This window comes from Caldalkalibacillus uzonensis (assembly GCF_030814135.1).
GTDB classification, from domain to species: Bacteria; Bacillota; Bacilli; order Caldalkalibacillales; family Caldalkalibacillaceae; genus Caldalkalibacillus; species Caldalkalibacillus uzonensis.
Window position 1 is genome coordinate 42,946 of sequence record NZ_JAUSUQ010000007.1, and the last position, 21,598, is coordinate 64,543.

General features: G+C 47.0%; 16 protein-coding genes and 1 pseudogene. 12 read left to right on the forward strand and 5 right to left on the reverse strand.

Translation table 11 applies throughout. From position 1 onward, the window contains the following. Positions 1-132 precede the first annotated feature (132 nt). Positions 133-1,419 carry an adenylosuccinate synthase gene (locus J2S00_RS10250; RefSeq protein WP_307339111.1) on the forward strand — a complete coding sequence of 429 codons (1,287 nt, stop codon included), beginning with the start codon at positions 133-135 and terminating at the stop codon, positions 1,417-1,419. A 113-nt stretch (positions 1,420-1,532) separates the two neighbouring features. Here the strand turns inward: J2S00_RS10250 and J2S00_RS10255 are convergent, their stop codons facing one another. Beyond that, entirely contained in the window at positions 1,533-2,867 is a 1,335-nt protein-coding gene (locus J2S00_RS10255; protein WP_307339114.1) for a sugar phosphate nucleotidyltransferase, read from the reverse strand. Continuing rightward, positions 2,867-3,958: an inositol-3-phosphate synthase gene (locus J2S00_RS10260; protein ID WP_307339116.1), complete on the reverse strand. Its 1,092-nt coding sequence runs from the start codon at positions 3,956-3,958 to the stop codon at positions 2,867-2,869. The genes J2S00_RS10255 and J2S00_RS10260 overlap by 1 nt, the downstream gene beginning before the upstream one ends. Positions 3,959-4,518: 560 nt before the next feature. Here J2S00_RS10260 and J2S00_RS10265 point away from each other — a divergent pair. The 11 genes and pseudogenes from J2S00_RS10265 (at position 4,519) to J2S00_RS10315 (ending at position 16,404) form a co-directional block, all read left to right on the forward strand. Next, complete coding sequence (locus tag J2S00_RS10265) at positions 4,519-5,967, forward strand: peptidoglycan DD-metalloendopeptidase family protein (RefSeq protein WP_307339118.1); 1,449 nt, start codon at positions 4,519-4,521, stop codon at positions 5,965-5,967. Between the two features lie 151 nt (positions 5,968-6,118). After that, the gene (gene yycF / locus J2S00_RS10270; protein ID WP_307339119.1) at positions 6,119-6,832 is read left to right on the forward strand and encodes a response regulator YycF; all 714 of its coding nucleotides are present in this window, start codon (positions 6,119-6,121) and stop codon (positions 6,830-6,832) included. Then, a complete protein-coding gene (gene walK, locus J2S00_RS10275; protein ID WP_307339122.1) occupies positions 6,829-8,652 on the forward strand; it encodes a cell wall metabolism sensor histidine kinase WalK in 1,824 nt (607 codons plus the stop codon). The genes yycF and walK overlap by 4 nt, the downstream gene beginning before the upstream one ends. Beyond that, a complete protein-coding gene (yycH, locus tag J2S00_RS10280) occupies positions 8,649-10,028 on the forward strand; it encodes a two-component system activity regulator YycH (protein ID WP_307339124.1) in 1,380 nt (459 codons plus the stop codon). Before walK ends, yycH begins: the two co-directional genes overlap by 4 nt. Beyond that, entirely contained in the window at positions 10,025-10,804 is a 780-nt protein-coding gene (locus J2S00_RS10285; protein WP_307339126.1) for a two-component system regulatory protein YycI, read from the forward strand. The genes yycH and J2S00_RS10285 overlap by 4 nt, the downstream gene beginning before the upstream one ends. Positions 10,805-10,814: 10 nt before the next feature. Then, the gene (locus J2S00_RS10290) at positions 10,815-11,609 is read left to right on the forward strand and encodes an MBL fold metallo-hydrolase (protein ID WP_307339128.1); all 795 of its coding nucleotides are present in this window, start codon (positions 10,815-10,817) and stop codon (positions 11,607-11,609) included. Positions 11,610-11,808: 199 nt separating this feature from the next. After that, on the forward strand, positions 11,809-13,053 hold the full coding sequence (locus tag J2S00_RS10295) for a S1C family serine protease (protein WP_307339130.1): 1,245 nt from the start codon (positions 11,809-11,811) through the stop codon (positions 13,051-13,053). Positions 13,054-13,229: 176 nt separating this feature from the next. Beyond that, complete coding sequence (gene rlmH / locus J2S00_RS10300; RefSeq protein ID WP_307339132.1) at positions 13,230-13,709, forward strand: 23S rRNA (pseudouridine(1915)-N(3))-methyltransferase RlmH; 480 nt, start codon at positions 13,230-13,232, stop codon at positions 13,707-13,709. Positions 13,710-13,820: 111 nt separating this feature from the next. After that, the gene (locus J2S00_RS10305; RefSeq protein WP_307339134.1) at positions 13,821-14,267 is read left to right on the forward strand and encodes a DUF6944 family repetitive protein; all 447 of its coding nucleotides are present in this window, start codon (positions 13,821-13,823) and stop codon (positions 14,265-14,267) included. A gap of 226 nt (positions 14,268-14,493) precedes the next feature. Then, positions 14,494-15,069: pseudogene (locus J2S00_RS10310) on the forward strand (SET domain-containing protein); the annotation flags it as partial. A gap of 66 nt (positions 15,070-15,135) precedes the next feature. After that, positions 15,136-16,404 (forward strand): saccharopine dehydrogenase NADP-binding domain-containing protein, encoded by a 1,269-nt coding sequence (locus J2S00_RS10315; RefSeq protein WP_307339469.1) that lies wholly within the window; start codon positions 15,136-15,138, stop codon positions 16,402-16,404. A 113-nt stretch (positions 16,405-16,517) separates the two neighbouring features. Here the strand turns inward: J2S00_RS10315 and J2S00_RS10320 are convergent, their stop codons facing one another. The 3 genes from J2S00_RS10320 to J2S00_RS10330 form a co-directional block, all read right to left on the reverse strand. After that, positions 16,518-18,758 carry a putative bifunctional diguanylate cyclase/phosphodiesterase gene (locus J2S00_RS10320; RefSeq protein WP_307339136.1) on the reverse strand — a complete coding sequence of 747 codons (2,241 nt, stop codon included), beginning with the start codon at positions 18,756-18,758 and terminating at the stop codon, positions 16,518-16,520. Positions 18,759-19,028: 270 nt separating this feature from the next. Next, on the reverse strand, positions 19,029-20,165 hold the full coding sequence (gene ald, locus J2S00_RS10325; protein ID WP_307339138.1) for an alanine dehydrogenase: 1,137 nt from the start codon (positions 20,163-20,165) through the stop codon (positions 19,029-19,031). A gap of 161 nt (positions 20,166-20,326) precedes the next feature. Further along, a complete protein-coding gene (locus J2S00_RS10330; protein WP_307339140.1) occupies positions 20,327-21,580 on the reverse strand; it encodes a PucR family transcriptional regulator in 1,254 nt (417 codons plus the stop codon). Positions 21,581-21,598: the final 18 nt, after the last annotated feature.

Sequence of the window (21,598 nt, forward strand, 5' to 3'; positions counted from 1 at the left end):
ATTGAATATGACAGTATACAATGCTACACTAGAGAAGGATTACTGAAGGGGTTATCGCTTGGCCGGCAACCGATAAGTGTGTCCCGTCCTGGCCAACAGATAGCCTGATGTTTTGAAGCGGAGGTGTTTCCCTTGCCAAGTGTTGTTGTGGTTGGAACGCAGTGGGGAGATGAAGGAAAAGGAAAGATCACCGATTATTTATCTGAGAAAGCGGAAGTGATCGCCCGTTATCAAGGTGGTAATAATGCCGGACACACCATTGTGTTTGGCGGTAAGAAATATAAATTGCATCTGATTCCGTCCGGGATTTTTTATCAAGATAAAGTGTGTGTCATAGGTAACGGCATGGTAATTGACCCTAAGGCTTTGGTGCAAGAAATTCAATATCTGCACGAGCATGGCGTGTCTACGGCCAATTTGCGGGTCAGCAACCGGGCTCACGTTATTTTGCCCTATCATTTGAAACTGGATGCCGTGGAAGAAGAGCGCAAAGGGGCCAACAAAATTGGCACGACCCGTAAAGGAATCGGGCCGGCGTATATGGATAAAGCAGCAAGAATTGGGATCCGCATCGCCGATCTCCTTGATCCGGAAGAATTTAAGCGCAAGTTGGAACATAATTTGGCGGAAAAAAACCGGCTGTTGGAAAAGGTATATGATACCCAAGGCTTTAGCTTTGCAGAAATTTACAATGAGTATATGGAATATGTGCAGGTCATCCGCCCCTATGTCACTGATACATCGGTGGTTTTAAACGAAGCACTGGATGGGGGCAAACGGGTGCTGTTTGAAGGGGCCCAAGGGGTGATGCTGGATATTGATCAAGGGACCTATCCTTTTGTCACTTCTTCCAATCCCATTGCAGGCGGCGTATGCATTGGTGCGGGAGTGGGTCCGACCAAAATCCATCATGTGGTTGGAGTGGCCAAAGCTTACACCACGCGTGTGGGAGATGGTCCGTTTCCGACGGAAATCCATAATGAAATTGGAGACCGTATCCGCGAAGTGGGCAATGAGTACGGCACAACAACCGGGCGTCCGCGCCGGGTGGGCTGGTTTGACAGCGTCGTTGTCCGCCATGCCCGGCGGGTCAGCGGCATTACAGACCTATCCGTCAACTCGATTGATGTGCTGACAGGGATTGATACGCTTAAAATTTGCACGGCTTATGAATATCAAGGCCAAGTGATTGAAGAGTTTCCAGCCAGCTTAAAAGTGTTGAGTGAATGTAAACCCATTTATGAAGAATTGCCCGGCTGGAAGGAAGATATTACGGGGGTCCGTTCCCTTGATGAATTGCCTGAAAATGCCCGCCATTATGTGGAACGCATTTCCCAACTGACCGGTATCCCCTTGACTATTTTTTCCGTTGGCCCCAGCCGGGAACAAACCAATTTGGTCCGTGGCATATATGCCTAGATATTTGATTTGGTTAAAAGCAAATCGGTGAAACAAAAGGCCAGGCACAACAAGCCTGGCCAACTCGTTTTTTTAGACATTGCCAACCTGTTGATTAGGCACTTCAAACCTGTTTACATCAGCTGGCGCAATTGAACCAGACGGACAATGGCCGCGAGATGTGTGGTGACCGCCAGCAGGATCAAGGTGGCCGGAATCAGATTGAAAATCCCCCCCAACATGACCATAAACAGGCGCCCGTCGCGGTTGGCCGGGAGATAACGCCACAGGCCATCATCTGTTTCAGGGATATACGTTCTGCCAGTCAGGGCTTTATATTTTTCCTTCACCAGCATGGACATGGGGATGCCGCTTAAGGCGGTAGCACTCACTAAGAGTGCCACGATGGGTTGGTCTGTCTGGAGACACCACCAATAGGCCATGCCGGCCACAATAAAAAAGTCTGCATAGCGGTCCAGGATGGCATCAACCAGTCCCCCGAACCAGCTTTGCAGAAATTTGAGGCGGGCCAATTCCCCGTCGACGCCGTCAAGAATGGAACTGAACTGAGCCAAGAGACCTCCCACAAGAGGGAACCCTGCAGCAAAGCTCAATGCTGAAGCGAGGGAAACAATAAACGAAGCAACAGTGACCTGATTTGGTGTGATAGTGGTTGAAGCGAGACGCTTGGTTATCCGTAGAGAGACTTTGCGGTTTAAGTGGCGGGAAATCAAACCGTCTTTATCCGGGACGAGGGACTTTAATAGCATGTGTTCAGCGTGGTCATAACTGTCCCGGTTGTCAACGTCCACCCAGGCCTGGTCCACGAAATGTAATTTAACCTTGCCCTGTTTGGCCAGGATATTGATACCGTCCGTCAGGGCATGCCGGCCTTTGGCAATGGCTTGAGAAAGGGCCGGGAATAGTGCTCCGCTGCACATAAACAGGCCGCAGTCCACAGCATTAAAATCATCCAAATCTTTACCCAGCTTGTGGGCCCGGTCATGTTCAGCCTGTATTTTGGTGCACTCCTCTACATCATGGACGCGGTCCAGGTTCCGGTCAGCAGCAAGCAGCACTTCACCGTCACGGATCTCCTCAGCCGCCGCCACAAATGCCCGGACGGCCTGTGGCTCAAAGATATGGTCTGCCATCATGAGCACAAATTTTTCTTCCGGACGAAAAACGGTGTGCAAGGCATAGGCGGATACCCCATTGCCTCTCTGCCAATCCGGATTGTGCACATAAGTGATCTTGATCCCCCACTTGCTCCCGTCACCGAGTGCCTCCTCGATTTCCGTTTTGTGGCAACCGGTCACAATCACGAACTCCTGAATGCCGCCTTCCCGTAAAGTGAGCATGTTGCGTTCAATTAAAGACAGGCCTAATAAATGAATGAGAGGTTTAGGCCCGCTAAAATGGGGCCTTAACCTCCTCCCTTCACCGGCTGCCAGGATCGCAGCCCGCATTAACGTCCCCTCCGGCCGGCGATAAATTCCTGCACCATTTTTTTGCTTTCCGTATCAGTATATTGAACCGGTGGTGATTTCATGGTGTAAGAGGAGATGGATGTCAACACACCGCCAATCTTGCGGTCCAAGGCCAGTTTCATGCAGCGGATGGCGTCAATCATCGAACCTGCGCTGTTAGGGGAGTCTTCCACAGACAGTTTGACTTCCAAAGTTAAAGGCACGTTGCCGAAGCCGCGGCCTTCCATGCGGATATAGGCGATTTTATTGTCGTTCAGCCAAGGAATGTAATCACTGGGTCCAATATGAATGTTATGTTTGTCCAGGGGTGTCTCCAGCTCAGATTGTACCGATTGTGTTTTTGATTTTTTCTTCGACTTCAATCTGCTGCGGTTCAGCATGTTCAAGAAGTCGGTGTTTCCGCCGAAGTTGAGCTGGTAAGTACGGTCGAGCACAACGCCCCGGTTTTCAAACAGTTTAGTCAGGGTGCGGTGGACAATGGTGGCTCCCACCTGGCTTTTGATGTCATCGCCAATGATCGGCAGATTTTTTTCCTCAAATTTTTTAGCCCATGTTTCATCGGAAGCGATAAAGACAGGAATGGCGTTAATGAAGCCCACATTCGCTTCCAGGCAAGCTTGGGCGTAATGCTTGGCTGCTTCTTCAGAACCGACGGGCAGGTAACAAATCAGCATGTCTGCGCCGCTTTCTTTTAACACCTTGGTCACGTCGCAAGGTTCCTCATCAGCGACGATAAAGGCTTTATCCTCATCATCTTCCGCCATCAGTTCAGATACGCCATCCAGCACAGGACCCATGTGCACCTTTACTGGATAATCGGGCAAGTTCTCATAAAAAACAGTGGTGCAGTTTGGCTCGGCAAAAATGGCTTCTTTCAACGGTTGGCCTACTTTGCGCTTGTCCACGTCAAAGGCGGCGACAACATTAATATCTCCTGGTTTGTAACCGCCCAGGTCATGGTTCATCAGCCCGATGGTATTGTCGGGAACATTTTTGTACATTTCGATTCCCTGCAGCAACGCGCTGGCACAGTTACCTACACCTGCAATGGCGATGTTAATTTTGCCCATCAATAATCCCTCCTGACATATTTTAATGATTGGAATTGTGTTGCAGGTTGCGGCACCACCCTCCTTGCGTTTAGCATTTTTGCTCAAAAAAAAATCCCGCTGTAGGCGGGAGTGTTTAAGGCAGCATGGTGAGCTGCCGGGTTAGCATGTTTTCAGCAGGAAAGATACACTCCCCAAGCATTACCTGAATACAGATCTGCTTATCTCATCAGAGGCACTTTCCAGGTTGCTGAAACTCGAACCATTTTCGTATTTTTGTTAGCACTCACTAAGTTTTGCTGCTAACAATTATACAGAAAAATTATCCAATTGCAAGTCCTAATTTTTATTTTTTTGGGATAGAGAAGGAAGTACAGCTAAACTTAAGTATTTAGAATATTTTATTTATTATGATTTTGATATTATTTTCCTTGTCCCCCTGCTCTATTTGTGGTACATTAAAAAAGTGATTTGAAATCTAGCAGGCCAAAGTGCCTTGTTGATAGATTATACCTTTATTCAAGTTTTGCCTATCTGCTATTGTTAAATGAATCTGAGATGAATATGGGGCGGGAGATAACATGGTATTCTGTTCAAAATGGCGGCGCTTAACCATGATCTGCATCGCGCTGGCTTTGTTATTAACAGGTGTGGGAGCGGGTTATGCCTACTACCAGCACAATTTAGCCACGATTTATCATGTGTATGTTGACGGCCATCATATTGGTCCGGTGAGTGATCCCAGCCAAATTGAAGAGTGGCTGGACGAAAAATTGGTCCGTGCATCTGAAAAGTACCCGCATGTGGACCTGTACATAAATAACGAAATCAACCTCCAAGAAGAAGAGCGTTATAAACCGGTTGTGAACCGGAAAGCTGTCTTGGACAAGCTGGATGAAATGGTGAATATTCAGGCTAGGGCCGTCAAAATACTGGTGGAGGGGGAACTGGTCGGTTATGCCTCAAGTGAGGATCTGGCCGAAGAAGTCATAGAAACGTTTAAACTGAACTATGTGGACAAAGACGTGCTCTTGGCTCTAGAGGAAAACAAAAATAATAAAGCCCGGGTCACCGTGGCTGCTGTTGATGCTTCTGCTCAAAAACCAGAGGAATCAGAACAGACCACACTTGATGTGTGCATCAAGGAACATGTCCAATATGAACAAGCAACAGTGAACCCTGACTTGGTGCTGGATAAGGAAAATCTGGCCAAACGCTTGGCTGAGCCCCGCACAGAGCAAAAAACGTATACTGTTCAGGAAGGAGATGTGCTGGGCAGCATTGCCGAAAAGTTTAACATGAGCCTGGCCCAATTATTGGCACTAAATCCCGGTGTAGATGAAGACACACTGCTCCAGATCGGACAAGAGCTGACGGTGCAGGGAGAAGAGCCTGTGCTCACTGTGGTAACCGTGGAGCGGATGACGGAGGAGCAAACTATTCCCTATCAAGTAGAAACGAAGAAAGACCCCGATCTGTACCGGGGCCAAACCCGTGTGGAACGTGAAGGAAAAGAAGGCAAAAAACTGGTAGAGTTTGAAGTTGTCAAAGAGAATGGACAAGTTGTCTCCCGTGAAGTGATCGATGAAACCGTGCTGGAAGAACCAGTGAACAAAATAGTGGTTCGCGGCGAAAAAGTAAAACCATCCAGGGGCAGTGGCCAATTTACGTGGCCGGCCCGCGGTGGCCGCATCACTAGCGGATTTGGCATGCGCTGGGGCCGCCCCCATAACGGTATTGATATTGCCGGTGTCAGTGACCGCACCATTGTCGCCGCAGACAACGGTACAGTGGTCAAGGCTGGCTGGCATAGTGGCGGCTACGGCAATACGGTGATTATTAACCACAATAATGGTTACCGTACCTTGTATGCCCACCTGGCCTCTGTTAATGTACGGCCGGGACAAACGGTTCAAAGGGGCGAAGCCATTGGTGTCATGGGTTCAACCGGCAACTCCACCGGAGTGCATCTCCATTTTGAAGTTCACCGGAACGGTGCGCCGGTCAATCCAGCTTCATATGTGAGATAAAAAGTGGCTGTGAGAGGCTGTTTCCCAAAGTGCAATCAGCACTTTGGGGGCAGCTTTTTCTATTAGAATAGATTAAAATAATAGAAAAAGCTAAGTTGTAAAATGACTTATATCCTAATGGTTGAAACAGATAGAAATTGAGGGGGTACCTATGGTTTATAAAATTCTTGTAGTGGATGATGAAAAGCCGATTACAGATATTTTGCAGTTTAACTTAGAAAAGGAAGGCTATCAGGTTTTAACCGCTTTTGACGGGGAAGAAGCGGTAAAAAAAGCGTTGCTGGAAGAGCCGGATTTGATACTCTTAGATATTATGCTGCCTAAAAAAGATGGCTTTCAAGTGTGCCAGGAGATTCGTCACAAAAGCCAAGTGCCTATTATTATGTTGACGGCCAAGGACGAAGAAGTGGATAAGGTTCTGGGATTAGAGCTGGGGGCCGATGATTACGTGACAAAGCCGTTCAGTACCCGGGAGCTCTTGGCCAGGGTTAAAGCCAATTTGCGCCGCAGGAAGGAGCAGGACAACCGCTCTTCTGCCCAGTCCTGTTTGGAGATTGGGGAGTTGCGCATCTATCCGGAAGCTTATTCTGTATATAAGGGTGACCAACTGCTGGAGTTAACCCACCGGGAATTTGAGCTGCTCCTCTTTTTGGCCAAAAACAAGGGACAAGTGTTAACAAGGGAACATTTGCTAGGAACCGTATGGGGTTATGATTACTATGGGGATGTACGCACAGTGGATGTCACCGTGCGTCGTCTGCGGGAAAAAGTAGAAACAGACCCCAGCCGACCGGAGTATATTGTCACCAAGCGGGGGGTCGGTTATCTGTTACAAGAGCCCCACCCTAAAGGAAGTAGACTATGAAGCCGTTAAGGTTTTTTAAAGGAATCCATTTAAAATTTATTATTATTTTGCTCTTGGTGATTATGCTGGCCGTCCAGGTGTTTGGCGCTTATTTCAACCGGGCCCTGGAAACCCATTTGGTTAACAATTTTACCCGCATGCTCGACCAGCAGGCCCATCTTTTGGCTTACAGCATCCAACATGAACTGGAAACACCTTTTGATGAGACGGATGGGCCGGAAAACTATGAACATATGCAATCTCTCATTGATAAAATGTTTGCCTCCATTCCCCATGCTGAAATCCAAGTCCTGGACCGCAACGGGGTTGTGGTCAGTACCAATTCAGACAATCAGGCTATTGTCGGCCAGCGCAACACACAGATTGAGGTTAAACGGGCTTTGCTGGGTACACGGGATGAAGCGATTCGTCTCCATCCCCAAACAGGTCACCGTATGAAAATGATGTCCATTCCCATCAAAGTGAACAATGAGGTGGTGGGGGCTATTTATCTGATGGCCTCCATGGAAGAGACATATCAAAGCATCCAAGACATTAACGGACTGCTCTTGAGGGGGACATTGATTGCCCTCAGCCTGACCGCAGTGATAGGGGTGGTTGTGGCCAGGACGATCACGTCTCCCATTAAGGAAATGACCAGACAGACACAGGCGATGGCGGCTGGTGATTTTTCCAAGCAGGTGAAAGTATACAGTGAAGATGAAATCGGCCAGTTGGCCCAAGGCATTAACCATCTCTCCCAGCGCCTCAGCCAGGCATTGGGGGAGATTGAGGAGGAGAAAAACAAGCTGGCCTCTATTTTGTTTTATATGAGCGACGGGCTTATTGCCACTGACAGGCAGGGGCGTATTATCCTCTTGAACCAACAGGCAGAGATGATGCTGAACAAGCGGGAAAGAGAGGTACTGGGCAAAAAGTTGAGTGAGGTGCTTGATTTTCCGGATGAGGTCAAGCAAGATACACTATTATTCAAGGAGGGGCGCTTCCAGGTGGATATGGGGGCCGACGGACAACCGCTGATCATAGAGATCACGGTCAGTCCGTTGCATCAAGATGGTGCAGGGCAGGGATTGATTGCAGTCTTGCAGGATGTGACGGAACGGGAGCAACTGGAGCGGGACCGCAAAGCGTTCGTGGCCAATGTCTCCCACGAATTGCGCACACCGCTGACAACCATGAAAAGCTATGTAGAAACCTTAACCAGCGGTGCAGTGGATGATCCTGATGTAGCCAAGCGCTTCTTAAACGTCATTGCCAATGAGACAGAGCGGATGATCCGGCTGGTGAATGATCTTTTGCAACTATCCAAACTGGATAGCAAGCGCTTTCGCCTGCGTTTGAAAAAGCTGGATCTGGGCATCCTGGTCGAAGAGGTGATCCAACGCTTTTCTTTTCAGCTCAAAGAGCGTTCTTTAACAGTACGCCTGGACATTGATCCTGATTTGCCTTCCATAGAAGGGGATCAAGATATGCTGACACAGGTGCTGGATAATATCTTGTCCAATGCCATTAAATACTCTTTGGCTGGCGGCGAGATTGCCGTTTTAGCCCGGCAGGAAGGGGAACAGGTGAAACTGGTGATTAAAGACCAGGGTGTGGGTATTCCCAAGCAGGAGTTAAAGCATATCTTCAAACGCTTTTACCGGGTAGACAAGGCCCGCTCCCGGGACAAAGGTGGTGTAGGATTAGGGTTGTCTATTACCAGGGAAATGGTTCTCGCTCATCAAGGCAGCATCGAGATTGACAGTGATGTGGGGGAAGGGACGGCGGTCACCATCCGCTTGCCACTTCAATTAAGCGTGCGGGAGGGGACATCATGACCGTACGGGTAAGCGAACAGGTAAAAAATGTGCTGCTGGCCCTGCTTGTTTTACTCAGCTTATTTTTATCCTGGCAATTATGGACCTACCAGCCCCGCTATGATTATCTTCCCCCGGCCAAGTTTGACGAGCCTGAGGGTTTGGCGGACAGGAGGGAGTTTCATGAACTGATCAAACCCCATATGATTGTTCATCATCTGGGGGAAGAACAATATACCGTCTCATATCCCGATACCTTCTCTTATAACGTCATACAGAGAAAAATGAAAGAATGGGAACTTCAACCCATCCGTCTCCTTGAGCGTGAGCGGTATGCCGACTGGCAGGAGCTCTTTTATCAGGAACAGGGCATTGAGCTTGTGTTTTGGAATGGTATCCCTTTGCAAGTACTGGGTGGCATGTTTAAGGTGAACCTTGAAGAGTGGCTTGACCACATGGATCAGAACCAGTTGCCCCGGATCAACCGGGTATGGCTCCATCACGATCCTCATTTGGAAAACGAGGTCTCTGTTTTATTTTTCTCAGAAGAGGACCAATTGCTACTTCGGAGCCGGACATCTAACATCAGTATCCGGGATCTGGGGGATTATATTGCCTTGGGAAAGACAGGCCCTGTTCATGAAGCTTATGTGGTCAAAGAAGAGGATCAACCCGTTCATACGGTGCATTATCTCAGTGCTGATCCAGTCTCTGTTGCGGAACGGGTTTACCATTATCAGCGCATCCCTGTTTACCATATGGTCTCTTATTTGTTTGTGGATCCGACCCTGGTGCGCCGCATAGAAGAAAGAGGGGACAGTATTCTCTATATTCACGGGCCCCGGGGGCTGCAAGTGAACAAAGCCTATACGCAGATGACCTATTTCCATCCCCCTTTGGAGGCTGAAACAAGAGGCGTAAGCAGCAGTGTGGTGGATGTGGGTCGGGGAATTCAGTTTGTCAATCAGCATAAAGGCTGGGATAAACCTTATGTGTTTGACAGTATCACTGAGATGCATTCTGAGCGGCTTGTACAAGTTTACTTCCGGGAATATGTTGAGCACTATCCTGTCTTTGGCCTTGAACAGGAGGACACGTTGTATACGCTTCGGGTCGATATCCAAATGGACCGGGTCGTGGGTTATGTCCGTTCCCTGCTGGAGCGGGGAGAAGCGGCCAACCAGCGGCAGTTGCAGTTGCCGTCTGGCGTTGAATTACTGACGGCTTTGGAAGCACAAGGTATTGACCTTGCCGAGATCAGCACGATTCGCATTGGATACAAGAGTGAACAAGATACGATGTTTTTAACTTATGAGCCTTACTGGGTGGTTGATTTTAAACAGGGGAAGCGCTGGTTTATCCAGAACGTGCAGGATGTCAGGAGGCATTTGGAATGAATTGGGCCAATACCAAGTCCATTTTAATCGTGGTATTTCTATGTCTTAATCTTTTTTTAGGCTGGCAATTATGGCAGAAACATACCCACCATCCTGAACTGGCTTATATTTATGAAAGCTCTCTAGATGAGCTGTTGATCCTGCACCAGATCACGTTAGACACGGAACTGGATATGGAACAGCCGCACATGGCCCAACTGGAAGTCCGCTCATTTGCCGGCAAGCCGCTCGATGTGCCTGCTAAACAGGAACAAAATATTCACATTAAAGACCATGTCATTATTTCTACCCTTTCTTCCCCTTATACATTAGAGGGGGGATTTGACCCTGATGTGTTTAAAGAGTTGTTTCTTAAGACGTATGTTTATCAAGGGGAAGATTACCACTTTAGTAATAAGACCGATGACGAAATCAGCTATATTCAATATTACGGCCAATTTCCCTTGTTTATCGGCAGCCTCACCATTTTTATAGATGAGCATGAGGCGGTAACCGGCTACAGGCAAGTCTATTTCCAAGTGGTCAGTGAAGGGGAAAAACAACCGATTATTTCGTCCTATACCAGTATAAGAACGTTGCTTGACCAGCAAATTCTTCCTCCTCTGGCCGTGATACGTGATGTCACTTTAGGTTATTACGGCCAAGTCTATGATGCGGAAAATCAAATATTAACCCCAACCTGGCAGATTGTGTTTGAAGACAGGGACCAGCTTAAAATAACATATGTCAATGCTTATACCGGTGCCGTCGAGTTAGATCCAAACAAAGTGGGATGAGGTGAGCAAAGTGACACTACACTATTCTGTCTTAGCCAGCGGGAGTTCAGGTAATGCCATTTATATCAAAACGGAAAAAACGCGCCTGCTGGTTGACGCAGGATTATCGGGCAAGAAATTGGAGCAACTGTTTGCAGAAATCGGAGAAAACCCTGGAGGGCTGAATGCCATTTTGATCACGCATGAGCATTCCGACCATATCAAGGGTTTGGGGGTCATGGCCCGCCGTTATGCTGTACCGGTTTATGCCAACGCTAAAACGTGGTTTGAATTGGATAGGTTGTGTGGAAAAATAGATGTGGAGCAAAAATTTCACTTTGAACGGGGACAAACTTTAACGTTAGGAGATATTGACATTGAATCGTATGGCATTTCCCATGATGCCGTGGAACCCATGGCCTTCTGTTTTTTCCACGGGGGAAAAAAGCTCAGTATTGCCACTGATCTTGGTTATGTCAGCGAAAAAATTAAAGGTACTTTGCGAGATTCACAGGTGCTTATTTTTGAAGCCAATCATGATGTCGAGATGCTGAGGATGAGCCGTTATCCATGGAACATCAAACGGAGAATTTTAAGTGATGTGGGTCACCTGTCCAATGAGGCCAGCGGGGAAGCCTTGGCTGACATAATCACCGACGCTACACAAAAAGTGTATCTGGCTCATCTTAGTCAAGATAACAACTTGCGGGACTTGGCCCGGATGACCGTAGAGCAAATACTGAGGGAGGAAGATGTGCCCGTTAATCAACAGGTGACATTGCATGATACATATCCTGATCGCCCTACGAAACTGGTGGCTGTTTAAACCGCTGAGGTGCAGGGCGTTCGTGCCGGGGCCATGATCTATTTAACACAAGGCATAGGCAAAAAAACAGCATCCGCACAAAACAATTGTTAAAGAATCTTCATCGTTAGGAAATTGAGCCTTTACCCAAAATCGTTATAATTATATAGTAGGGGAGATATATTCCCGATCTATCACTCAGTGAAGGCAGGTGCTTATCATGGGTTTTTACGATGAAGGTTTTAACCGTACCCCGCAAAACCGTCAGCCAAAAGTATGGCTGATATCACTGGTTTCTGCGGTGGTTGGCGGGCTGATCGTACTGATTATGCTTCCGTTTTTAGCGAATGTAGGATTAGTTCCCGGCAGCCTGGACAATGAAGTGGCGGGCTCCCCTGAAACAGCGGTGGACTCAACACCGGCGCAGTATCAACGCACGTCTGTGGAGGTGACTTCAGACATTACTGAGGTCGTGGAAAAAGTATCCGATGCGATCGTGGGCGTGGTCAATATTCAGCAAACCGCTGACTTTTTCCAGCAGGATATTAGAAATGTAGAACGAGGCACCGGTTCTGGCGTGATCTTTGAAAAGAAAGATGGTCAAGCTTATATCGTCACCAACTTCCATGTGATCCAGGGTGCCAAAGAAGTCGAGATTTCCCTGGCCAATGGTGAACGTGTACCAGCTGAACTGGTGGGAGCCGACCCATTAACCGATCTGGCTGTTTTGTCCATTGACGGCCAGCATGTGGATACGGTCGCTGAGTTTGGTGATTCAGATGCCATCCGTACCGGAGAGCCGGCCATTGCCATCGGCAACCCGCTCGGTCTTGATTTTTCCCGGACGGTGACGATGGGCATCATCAGTGCCAAAGAGCGCTCCATTGAGGTGCAAAACGGCTGGGAGTTAAATGTTATCCAAACGGATGCAGCCATCAATCCTGGTAACAGCGGTGGCGCACTGGTTAACATTGCCGGGCAGGTCATTGGCATCAACAGCTTGAAAATTGCCGAGTATGGCATGCAGTCCGGTATGCTTGGTGCTTCGGGTACACCGGTGGAAGGCATGGGCTTTGCCATCCCCGTCAATGACGCGATTCCGGTGATTGAAGACCTGATGGCCCACGGGAAAGTGTTGCGCCCGCAAATGGGGATTGAGCTTATTGACTTGGCCAGCATTGACAGCTATCATTGGCATGAAACCCTGAAGCTGCCCCGTGACGTGACGCAAGGTGTTGTGATCAGAGCCGTGCGCCCCATGTCTGCCGCTGACAAGGCAGGATTAAAGGAGCGCGACGTGATTGTGGCCATCAACGGGGAAGAGATCGCCAACGGGATTGAGTTGCGCAAGTATCTGTATAACAAGACCAAAATTGGCCAGACGATTGAAGTGAAGTTTTACCGAGATGGCCTGCCTATGACAGTTGATTTAACCCTGGAACAAGCGGAGGCAATCGAACAGTAACCAGGCTGCATGTTTGGGAACAATAACCATAATAGACTCGTCTTTGAGGCAACCAGCTCTCTGGTTGCCTCTTTCAATCATCATAATTGCCTAAAAAGTTATACACAGACTGTGGTCAACATGTGGATAACTATACTATTTAAAAGCTCAATATGTTGTGAGAAAGGATGTTCGCCATGCACATCACGGTGCTCAGTGTGGGCAAGATCAAGGAAAAATATTTAAAACAAGGGATTGCCGAATTTGAAAAACGTTTACAAGCGTATTGCAAGTTGAAACTGATTGAGGTGAACGATGAACAAGCGCCGGAACATCTCAGTGAGGAACAGCTGTGCCAGGTGAAAGAGAAGGAAGGAGAGCGGTTGTTAAACCATATTAAACCGGATCACTATGTGATTGCCCTGGCCATAACAGGTGTGCAGTGGTCCTCAGAGCAATTAGCCAGGGAACTGGAGCAGCTGGCCATCTATGGCAGAAGCCAAATTGTCTTTGTCATCGGTGGATCCAACGGTTTGGCAGATGATGTGCTGAAGCGGGCCAATGTGCAGCTGTCCTTTTCCAAGATGACCTTTCCCCATCAGCTGATGAAGCTGATCCTAATGGAGCAGATCTACCGGGCGTTTAAAATTATGAAGGGTGAACCCTATCACAAGTGATGAACAATGACAGCAACAAATATTTGTTTGGCGATGCCCCCCACACCTGATGGACAAAAAGTGAATATACATAAATATGATACTTCAAGGGTGGTTGTGGAGGGTTAGCAATTGATAAACCACAATCTCATTGAAACTGGCAGCTGGGTAGATGCAATTGGACAGATCACTTCAGCTGTTGGCGCAACTCAACAGATCACAAATTCAGAGGATTTTTATCAAGGGCTCATTGTCATTGGCGACGGATTGCAGTCAGTTGGCAATGCTTTACAAGGATTGGGAGAAACGGACCCGCTAGGCGCAAAGGGCGACTGGATACAAGTTGTAGGGGCCGGGACGGCTTCAGTAGGTGCTGCATTGCAATTAGATAGGGATAATGCGGAAGGTATGCGTTTGGGGATACTCGGCAACTCTCTGCAAGCACTGGGAGCTGCCCTATCTTCTGTTGCAGAGGAAGATCACATCCTCGTGATTGCAAGTAAGTTACAATCTGTTGGCGCGGTATTAAACGCAATTGGGACAGTAAAACAATTATATGGATTGAAAAAAAAGGATTAACATTATCAGCTATTGGCAGCTGGATACAAGCTACCGGTGGTACATTGCAGACGATAGTGGTAACGAATGATTTAAAAAGGAAAAGAAAAAAGATCTGATTAAGTCTTTTTTCCTTTCGGGTTCTGTTAGAAAGAAGCAGCCTCCCATTTTTGAATTTGAAGGTGACCATGCATAAAACTGATGCATAGCGTATATTAGACTGACACGGGAGGGTGATCAAAAAAACATGATGCATCCTGATACTGAACTTCGATATGTAAGTGAAGAGGTAGGTGTCGGTGTATTTGCTACAAAATTTATCCCCAAAGGAACGATCGTTTGGATTGAGGATGATTTGGACATCATCCTTGATGAGGATGAGGTAGAATCTCTCGATGAACTTCGGCGGGAAATGGTCTATAAATACTCTTATCAAAATAACGACGGCCAATATATCCTTAATTGGGATCACTCAAGGTACATGAATCACAGTTTTCATCCCAATTGTATCGATACGGCATATGGCTTTGCCTTAGCTGCAAGAGACATTAACCCTGGTGAAGAATTAACCTGTGATTATGGCATGCTTGGTGAAGATGAAGATTTTGAATGTGTGCCTGAAGAAGGGACGTCCCGGACAAGAGTGAAAGCAGATGATTATTTGCATTATTATCAGGAATGGGATGAAATGGCCAGGGAGGCGTTTAAATATTTCAACAAAGTCGAACAACCGCTTAAGCATTTGATTAAAGAGGAATTTGTCGACAAAGTCAATGCGGTTGCTAGTGGACGTGAACCATTAGACTCCATTCTCACTACTTTTGAAGATGAGTCCGACGAGTCTGATCAGTCTGACCAGGACTTTTCTCTTTCAGAGAAGTTGAACATATTGGATAAACAGAAGCTAACCATTAGTATTCTTGGTAGCGCCGGAGGAGTGGCTAAATCCACCCTAGCCATATTAGATAAATCATTTCAAGATGTCAATGATCCCATCCATCCGTTTATCCGTTGCTGTAACATTCATTTAATCGATAAGAAACAAAAGAGCATGGAATATTATGATCCATTAATTCCTCATTTAAAACATGCGGTCACATTACATCAGTTTGATTTGAAAAATTTGAGAAGATTCCGTCAACATTTACTGGATACGAATACAACGCTAGTCATCGATGTTTCTGGAGCAGACACGATCGAAATGCTTCAGTGCTGCCATGAATTGGGGATACAGTATATCAATACCGCACTGGAAAATACAATGGTAGACGAAACCGAAGAGCTTGAAGGATTTGCGTGCTTGGAACGATTCCGTATTTTCGAAAAAAACCGAGAACGGTTCACAAATATAAAAGCGATCATCGGCTCTGGAATGAATCCAGGTATCGTGCAGTGGATGGCTGTGGAAATGATGAAGCAAGCTCCCGGCGAAAAACCGCTCGGGTGTTATATTGTTGAGCATGATACTTCATTTTATGCCGACCGTTCACTGATTCAGCCCAAAACGATTTATTCCTCATGGTCCCCTGAAGGTTTCTTGGATGAAGCTGTATCGGGCTATCCTATGTTCATGAAACAAAAGATGCCTGTTTTTCTATATCATGACGTTTATGAACTGGAGTTTAAAGTATCGCTCGGAAACAAACAGTTTTTCGGATGTTTGATGCCTCATGAAGAGGTGATTTCATTAGGAAAAGCTTTTGATATGGAAACAGGCTTTATTTATCGGGTGAGTGATTATACGACCGATTTGATCCGTGCCAATCTGGACGATACTGACGATCTTTGGTATTGGAAACACAAGGTCTTGGACCCTGCGGATGCCGAGCTGGTTGGAGAAGATTTGGTAGGTGTGCTGCTCGTTTATAAAGATAAGGAACGATACATGTACAACGTGATGAACAATAAAACCATATTTGCTCAGTACAAAACAAACGCAACTTATTTCCAGGTTGCCTGCGGCGTCTATGGCGCTCTAGCCGCACTGCTGCTGGATGACATTCCTAACGGTGTTTATTTTGTTGATGAATTGCTGCTGCAAACCGATACCGGCTATGGCAAATACCTTACTTATTATATGAAAGACTTTATTACGGGTGAAAATAACAGTTCTGAAGGACTTTTATTAGATAGAGTTAAAAAATGGAGCGGCGAATGACAGGATGAAGGATAACCATCAAAAAGGAGCCTGAGACACAAGGCTCCTTTTGCTCACTCATTATCTTTGCCCATATGGAAAATAAAGGCCAGCTAAAATGACAAATCCATCATTCACGTTTCTCTCTCGTTCCATCTCCCTGTTTCAAGCAGTGGCTGCAACGTTTCCACTGATGAAGGCGGGCTGAATAAATAACCTTGGGCAGCATCACATTTGATGCTTTCCAGGCACTTCCATTGTTCCTCTTTTTCCACCCCCTCAGCCACAACATTCATGTTAAGACTATGGGCAATGGAGATGACAGCGGTTGTAATCACATGGCCGTAGTGATGATCAGGCAAATCATGAATAAATGATTTATCAATTTTTAACGTATCGACGTCAAACCGTTTTAAATAGCTCAGGGAAGAATAGCCTGTTCCGAAATCATCGATGGATATGCGCACGCCAAGCGCTTTAATTTGTGTTAGATTTTCAATAACAGTTTGTTCATTTTGCATGATGGTGCTTTCTGTCACTTCCAATTCCAGAAATTGTGGCTCCAGTCCGCTTTCATCCAGAATGCTTTTAATGTGCTGATGGAAATCTCTTTCCTGGAGCTGTTTCATGGAAATGTTTACGGACATGCGGATGGGACGGAAGCCTTCTTCTTGCCAGCGTTTGCTTTGCAGGCAGGCTTTCCGTAAAACCCAACGGCCGATGGAATGGATTAACCCTGTTTCCTCAGCAAGGGGGATGAAAATGCCTGGTGAAATAAAACCGTATTCAGGATGATGCCAACGAAGCAGGGCTTCCATACCACTGACCTCACCGGACACCAGGTCGATAATCGGTTGGTAGTAAAGCGAAAGCTGTCCCCGCTCAATGGCGTGATGCAGGTCATTTTCCAACAATGCAGGTTGCAGGGCGTGATCCTCCATCTCTTTGGCAAAGATGCAGCACGTGTTTTTCCCTGCCCGTTTCGCTTCATACATCGCCATATCTGCCCGTTTGATTAATTCATCTGCTGTGGCACCGTCTTGGGGAACAAAGACCAGGCCAATGCTGGCCGTGATACGCAGTTCGTATGAGCGGATGTTAAACGGTGTTTGCATGTTCTCTAAAATATCTTTGGCCACTGTGACGGCTTCGTCCTGATTGGCAATCTTGGGCAGTAAAATGATAAATTCGTCGCCCCCAAGGCGGGAAACGGTAGCCGTATCGGACACAGCAGTGAGCAGACGGCCAGCAACTTCACGCAGCAGTTCGTCTCCTATATCGTGACCCAGTGAATCGTTAATCACTTTAAAGCGGTCCAGATCAAGGTATAAAAGGGCCGACATATGCCTGTCCCGTTTGGCCGCGGATAGGGTTTGGTTCAGCCGTTCTTGCAACAGGTGGCGGTTGGGTAAGTGGGTTAGGGCATCGTAATGGGCCAGTTGATGCACTTGTTCTTCATATAATTTGCGGTCTGTGATATCCTTAGCAATGCAAAACACGCCGGTCACGTTTTCATTTACAACAATTGGGACAGAGGTGATGTTTAAATGAATCCGCTCCCCTTGTTTATTCTGAAAACACATCTCAAAGTTTTGGGGGCTGCCGTTAAGCGTTTCCCTAAACGCTTTTAAGGTTTTGCCCAAATCCTCCATGACAACAAGGAGTGTAAAAGACATGTTCAACAATTCTTTGCGCGAATATCCGGACAGGGCGATAGCTGCTTTGTTGGCTGTTAAAAAGTGCCCGTTCACATCAAGGGTAAAGACAGCGTCCGTATTATATTTAAACAGAGACTTATAGCGCTGCTCGCTCTCCTCAAGTTTCCTTTTTGTCCGTTCGTGCCCCAGGGCCAAACTGGCCAGGGAGGAGAAGGTATCAATCAGTTTTAATTCCTCATGAGTGGGTGTTGCAGGGGTACGGTGATAGATGGCAAATGTGCCCAATACTTTGTTTCGAGCATCCACAATGGGTATAGACCAGCAGGAAGCAAGACCATGCTCTAAGGCTATATGTTTAAAATCTGCCCATAACGGGTCAGTGGCAATATCCTCCACGATAACCAATTTATTATGGTAGGCGGCAGTCCCGCACGACCCTGCACAGGACCCGATGTGTATCCCATTGATTGCTTTGGTAAATTCTTGAGGAAGACTGGGGGCAGCGCCGTGAAATAATTGATTGCCTTTGAGCAGCAAGATGGAACAGATGATACCGGGATTAATCCGTTCGGCAGTTAAGGCAAGTTCAGTTAAGATATCATTCAGGGGGTCATCGTTGGCCATCATGTCCAATATGCGTTGTTGCCCCGTTAACAACAGTTCAGCTCTTTTTTGTTCGGAAATGTCTCCGTTGCAATAGATAGAATACTTTGACAACTCAGGCCGGTGTCTCAATATGCTCACCTCAATTCTTGATTGTTTACTGTTATATGACCATACAAGCACCAGATTATAGCAATAGCATACTATATACTGAACTGGAAGACAAACCTAACCCCTCCATTACTGATGTATAATACATAACATGGCCCAGGTCGAAGGGGCTGGATCAAAAACAGCTAGTGCAGCCTTTACTTTACAATGAAAGACACCTCTTTCCGAAACGTATCGGGAGAGGTGTCTAGCGATACAATATGTTGATTAGCATTAGGAAAGAGTGGAATATATTTTAGACAGCGCTTCTTCCACCGGAACGTACGTGTAGCCAAGGTCTCGGGCCACCGCTTCATAGGTGATGGAACCGCCAGCTACATTGACACCTTTTTTCAGGGATGGATTATCCAGAACAGCCTGCTTGACACCTTTGTTGGCCATTTGCAAGGCATAAGGCACAGTCACATTGGTTAAGGCAATGGTAGACGTTCTGGGCACTGCTCCAGGCATGTTGGCCACAGCATAATGAACGACACCGTGTTTGACAAAAATGGGATCATCGTGAGTGGTGATGCGATCCACCGTCTCAAAGATACCACCTTGGTCTACAGCCACATCGACCACAACCGACCCTGCTTCCATGGAACGGATCATTTCTTCAGTCACCAGTTTTGGCGCCTTGGCCCCTGGAATCAGCACGGCACCAATCACCAGATCCGAGTCTTGCACCGCTTCCGCAATGTTGTAGGGGTTGGACATTAGCGTATTGATGCTGGAGCCAAAAATGTCATCCAATTGGCGCAAACGTTCAGCGTTCAAGTCGATAATCGTGACGTCAGCTCCCAAGCCGACGGCAATTTTGGCCGCGTTGGTTCCGACAACACCGCCGCCGATGATGGTCACTTTACCCCGTTTAACGCCCGGTACACCACCCAAGAGAACACCTTTACCGCCTTTTGGTTTTTCCAGAAACTGAGCACCAATTTGGACTGCCATCCGTCCGGCTACTTCACTCATGGGTGTCAACAATGGCAGGGTACGATTCACTTCTACTGTTTCATAAGCCACGGCAATAACGCCTTTCTCTGTTAATGCTTTGGCCAGAGAAGGTTCAGCTGCCAAGTGAAGATAGGTGAACAGTACCAGCCCCTCACGGAAATAATCATATTCGGAAGGGAGCGGCTCTTTTACCTTCATGATCATCTCAGCCCGTCCCCATACTTCAGCAGCATCTTCAATAATCGTGGCGCCGGCCTGGGTATAAGCCTCATCACTGAAACCGCTTCCAACCCCGGCCCCTGATTGAATGATTACATTGTGTCCTGCATTGACAAAGGACATAACTCCAGCCGGTGTCAAGGCCACGCGATTTTCATTATTCTTGATTTCTTTCGGTACCCCAATAATCATGTTCATCCCTCCATGATAAAGTTTTGATTGGGCAGCTGACGGATTGACCTAACCTTAATGCCTCCGAACCAAAAAGTCCTCTTTAAGTCAAAGTATAGAGGGATTGGTCTGTTTTTTCTTCGTGTAGAACAGAGAAAATAAAAAAGACCTTTTGTAGAAACCTACAAATGGCCTTTCTCATTGTATCGATTGATTTTAAGATCAATATACAACATCATTTTTTGGTTGGGGTCCCTAAGATTAATCTCACCTATTTCAGCGATGCGTTTGAGCCGGTAGTTTAAAGTATTGACATGGATATGCAGTGCTTTAGCCGTTTCGTTCAAATTGTTATCTTTGTTAAGGTAAACATTCAGTGTTTTTACCAAATTACTGTTATGTTGTTGGTCATATTCATAAAGTTTTTGCAAGGCGTGATTGACTGAACCGTCTCTCCGTCGTTTTTCGGCAATCACATCCAGGAACTGAAAGATGCCTAAATCCTGATACGTATAAATGTTCCGAGTTTCTTCGGCAAACTTATTTTTCATGTTCAGTACAAACAGCGCTTCTTTATAGCTTTTTTCAACAGCTGGCAATTGGCGCTGGATGGATCCGCAGGCACCTGTCATGGAGGACACGCCGAAACGCTCTTTCATAAGGGCAGTACAGGAGGGGATAAACTGCCGGAAATCTTTATAGGGTGATTGGATAGAATGAGGGGCCGCCAGCAGGATAAACTGCTGTCCGTCTGTGGTATTTAACACCGGCTTGATCCCCTGAGATGTTTTTAAAATATAGCTCATCTGATTCTCCAGCTTGACATCCACATCCTGGGCAAACTGAAAAACAATCACGGTGGCCAGAGAAGGAAAAGTGATGTCCAGCTCGGCAAACTTTTCCTTGATCTCATTCTCTGTACCAGCATGTCCGGTTAGCAGCTGCCATAGCAACTCCTGATGGCCTGCTTCCCGTTTATGTTTGCGGGCGTGCCGTTTCAGCAGCAGATTTTTGGCCGCTTCGGCTGCTTGCTTCAATAGAACCAATTTGTCATCATCAAGGGTTTGGTCCGTCTCCAGTGCCCAGATGTATCCCAGGACCTGTTCATTGTGGCGGATGGAAATCGCCACTCTGTTATCCAGACCAATATTGCTGATCCTCTCCACCCGGAGCGGTTCGCTGCTAGCCATCAGCGCAGGGATAACGCCGTTTTTCCACAAGCTGTTAATCACTTTTTCAGGTACCCGTCTGCCCATAATGGTGGCCGTCCGTGCCGGATCTGTCCGGTCGTCATGGGTGCTGTAAGCAAGCAGTCTGTGGTTGGCATCTTCTAAGGTGATGGGACAGGACAGCACATCACTAATGCAATCCACCAAGCTTTCCAGATCTCCATATATCCCTTTGAAAGGATTGTGGTCCGGTGTGGCGCCCTTCATGTCCAACCCCCTTAGACA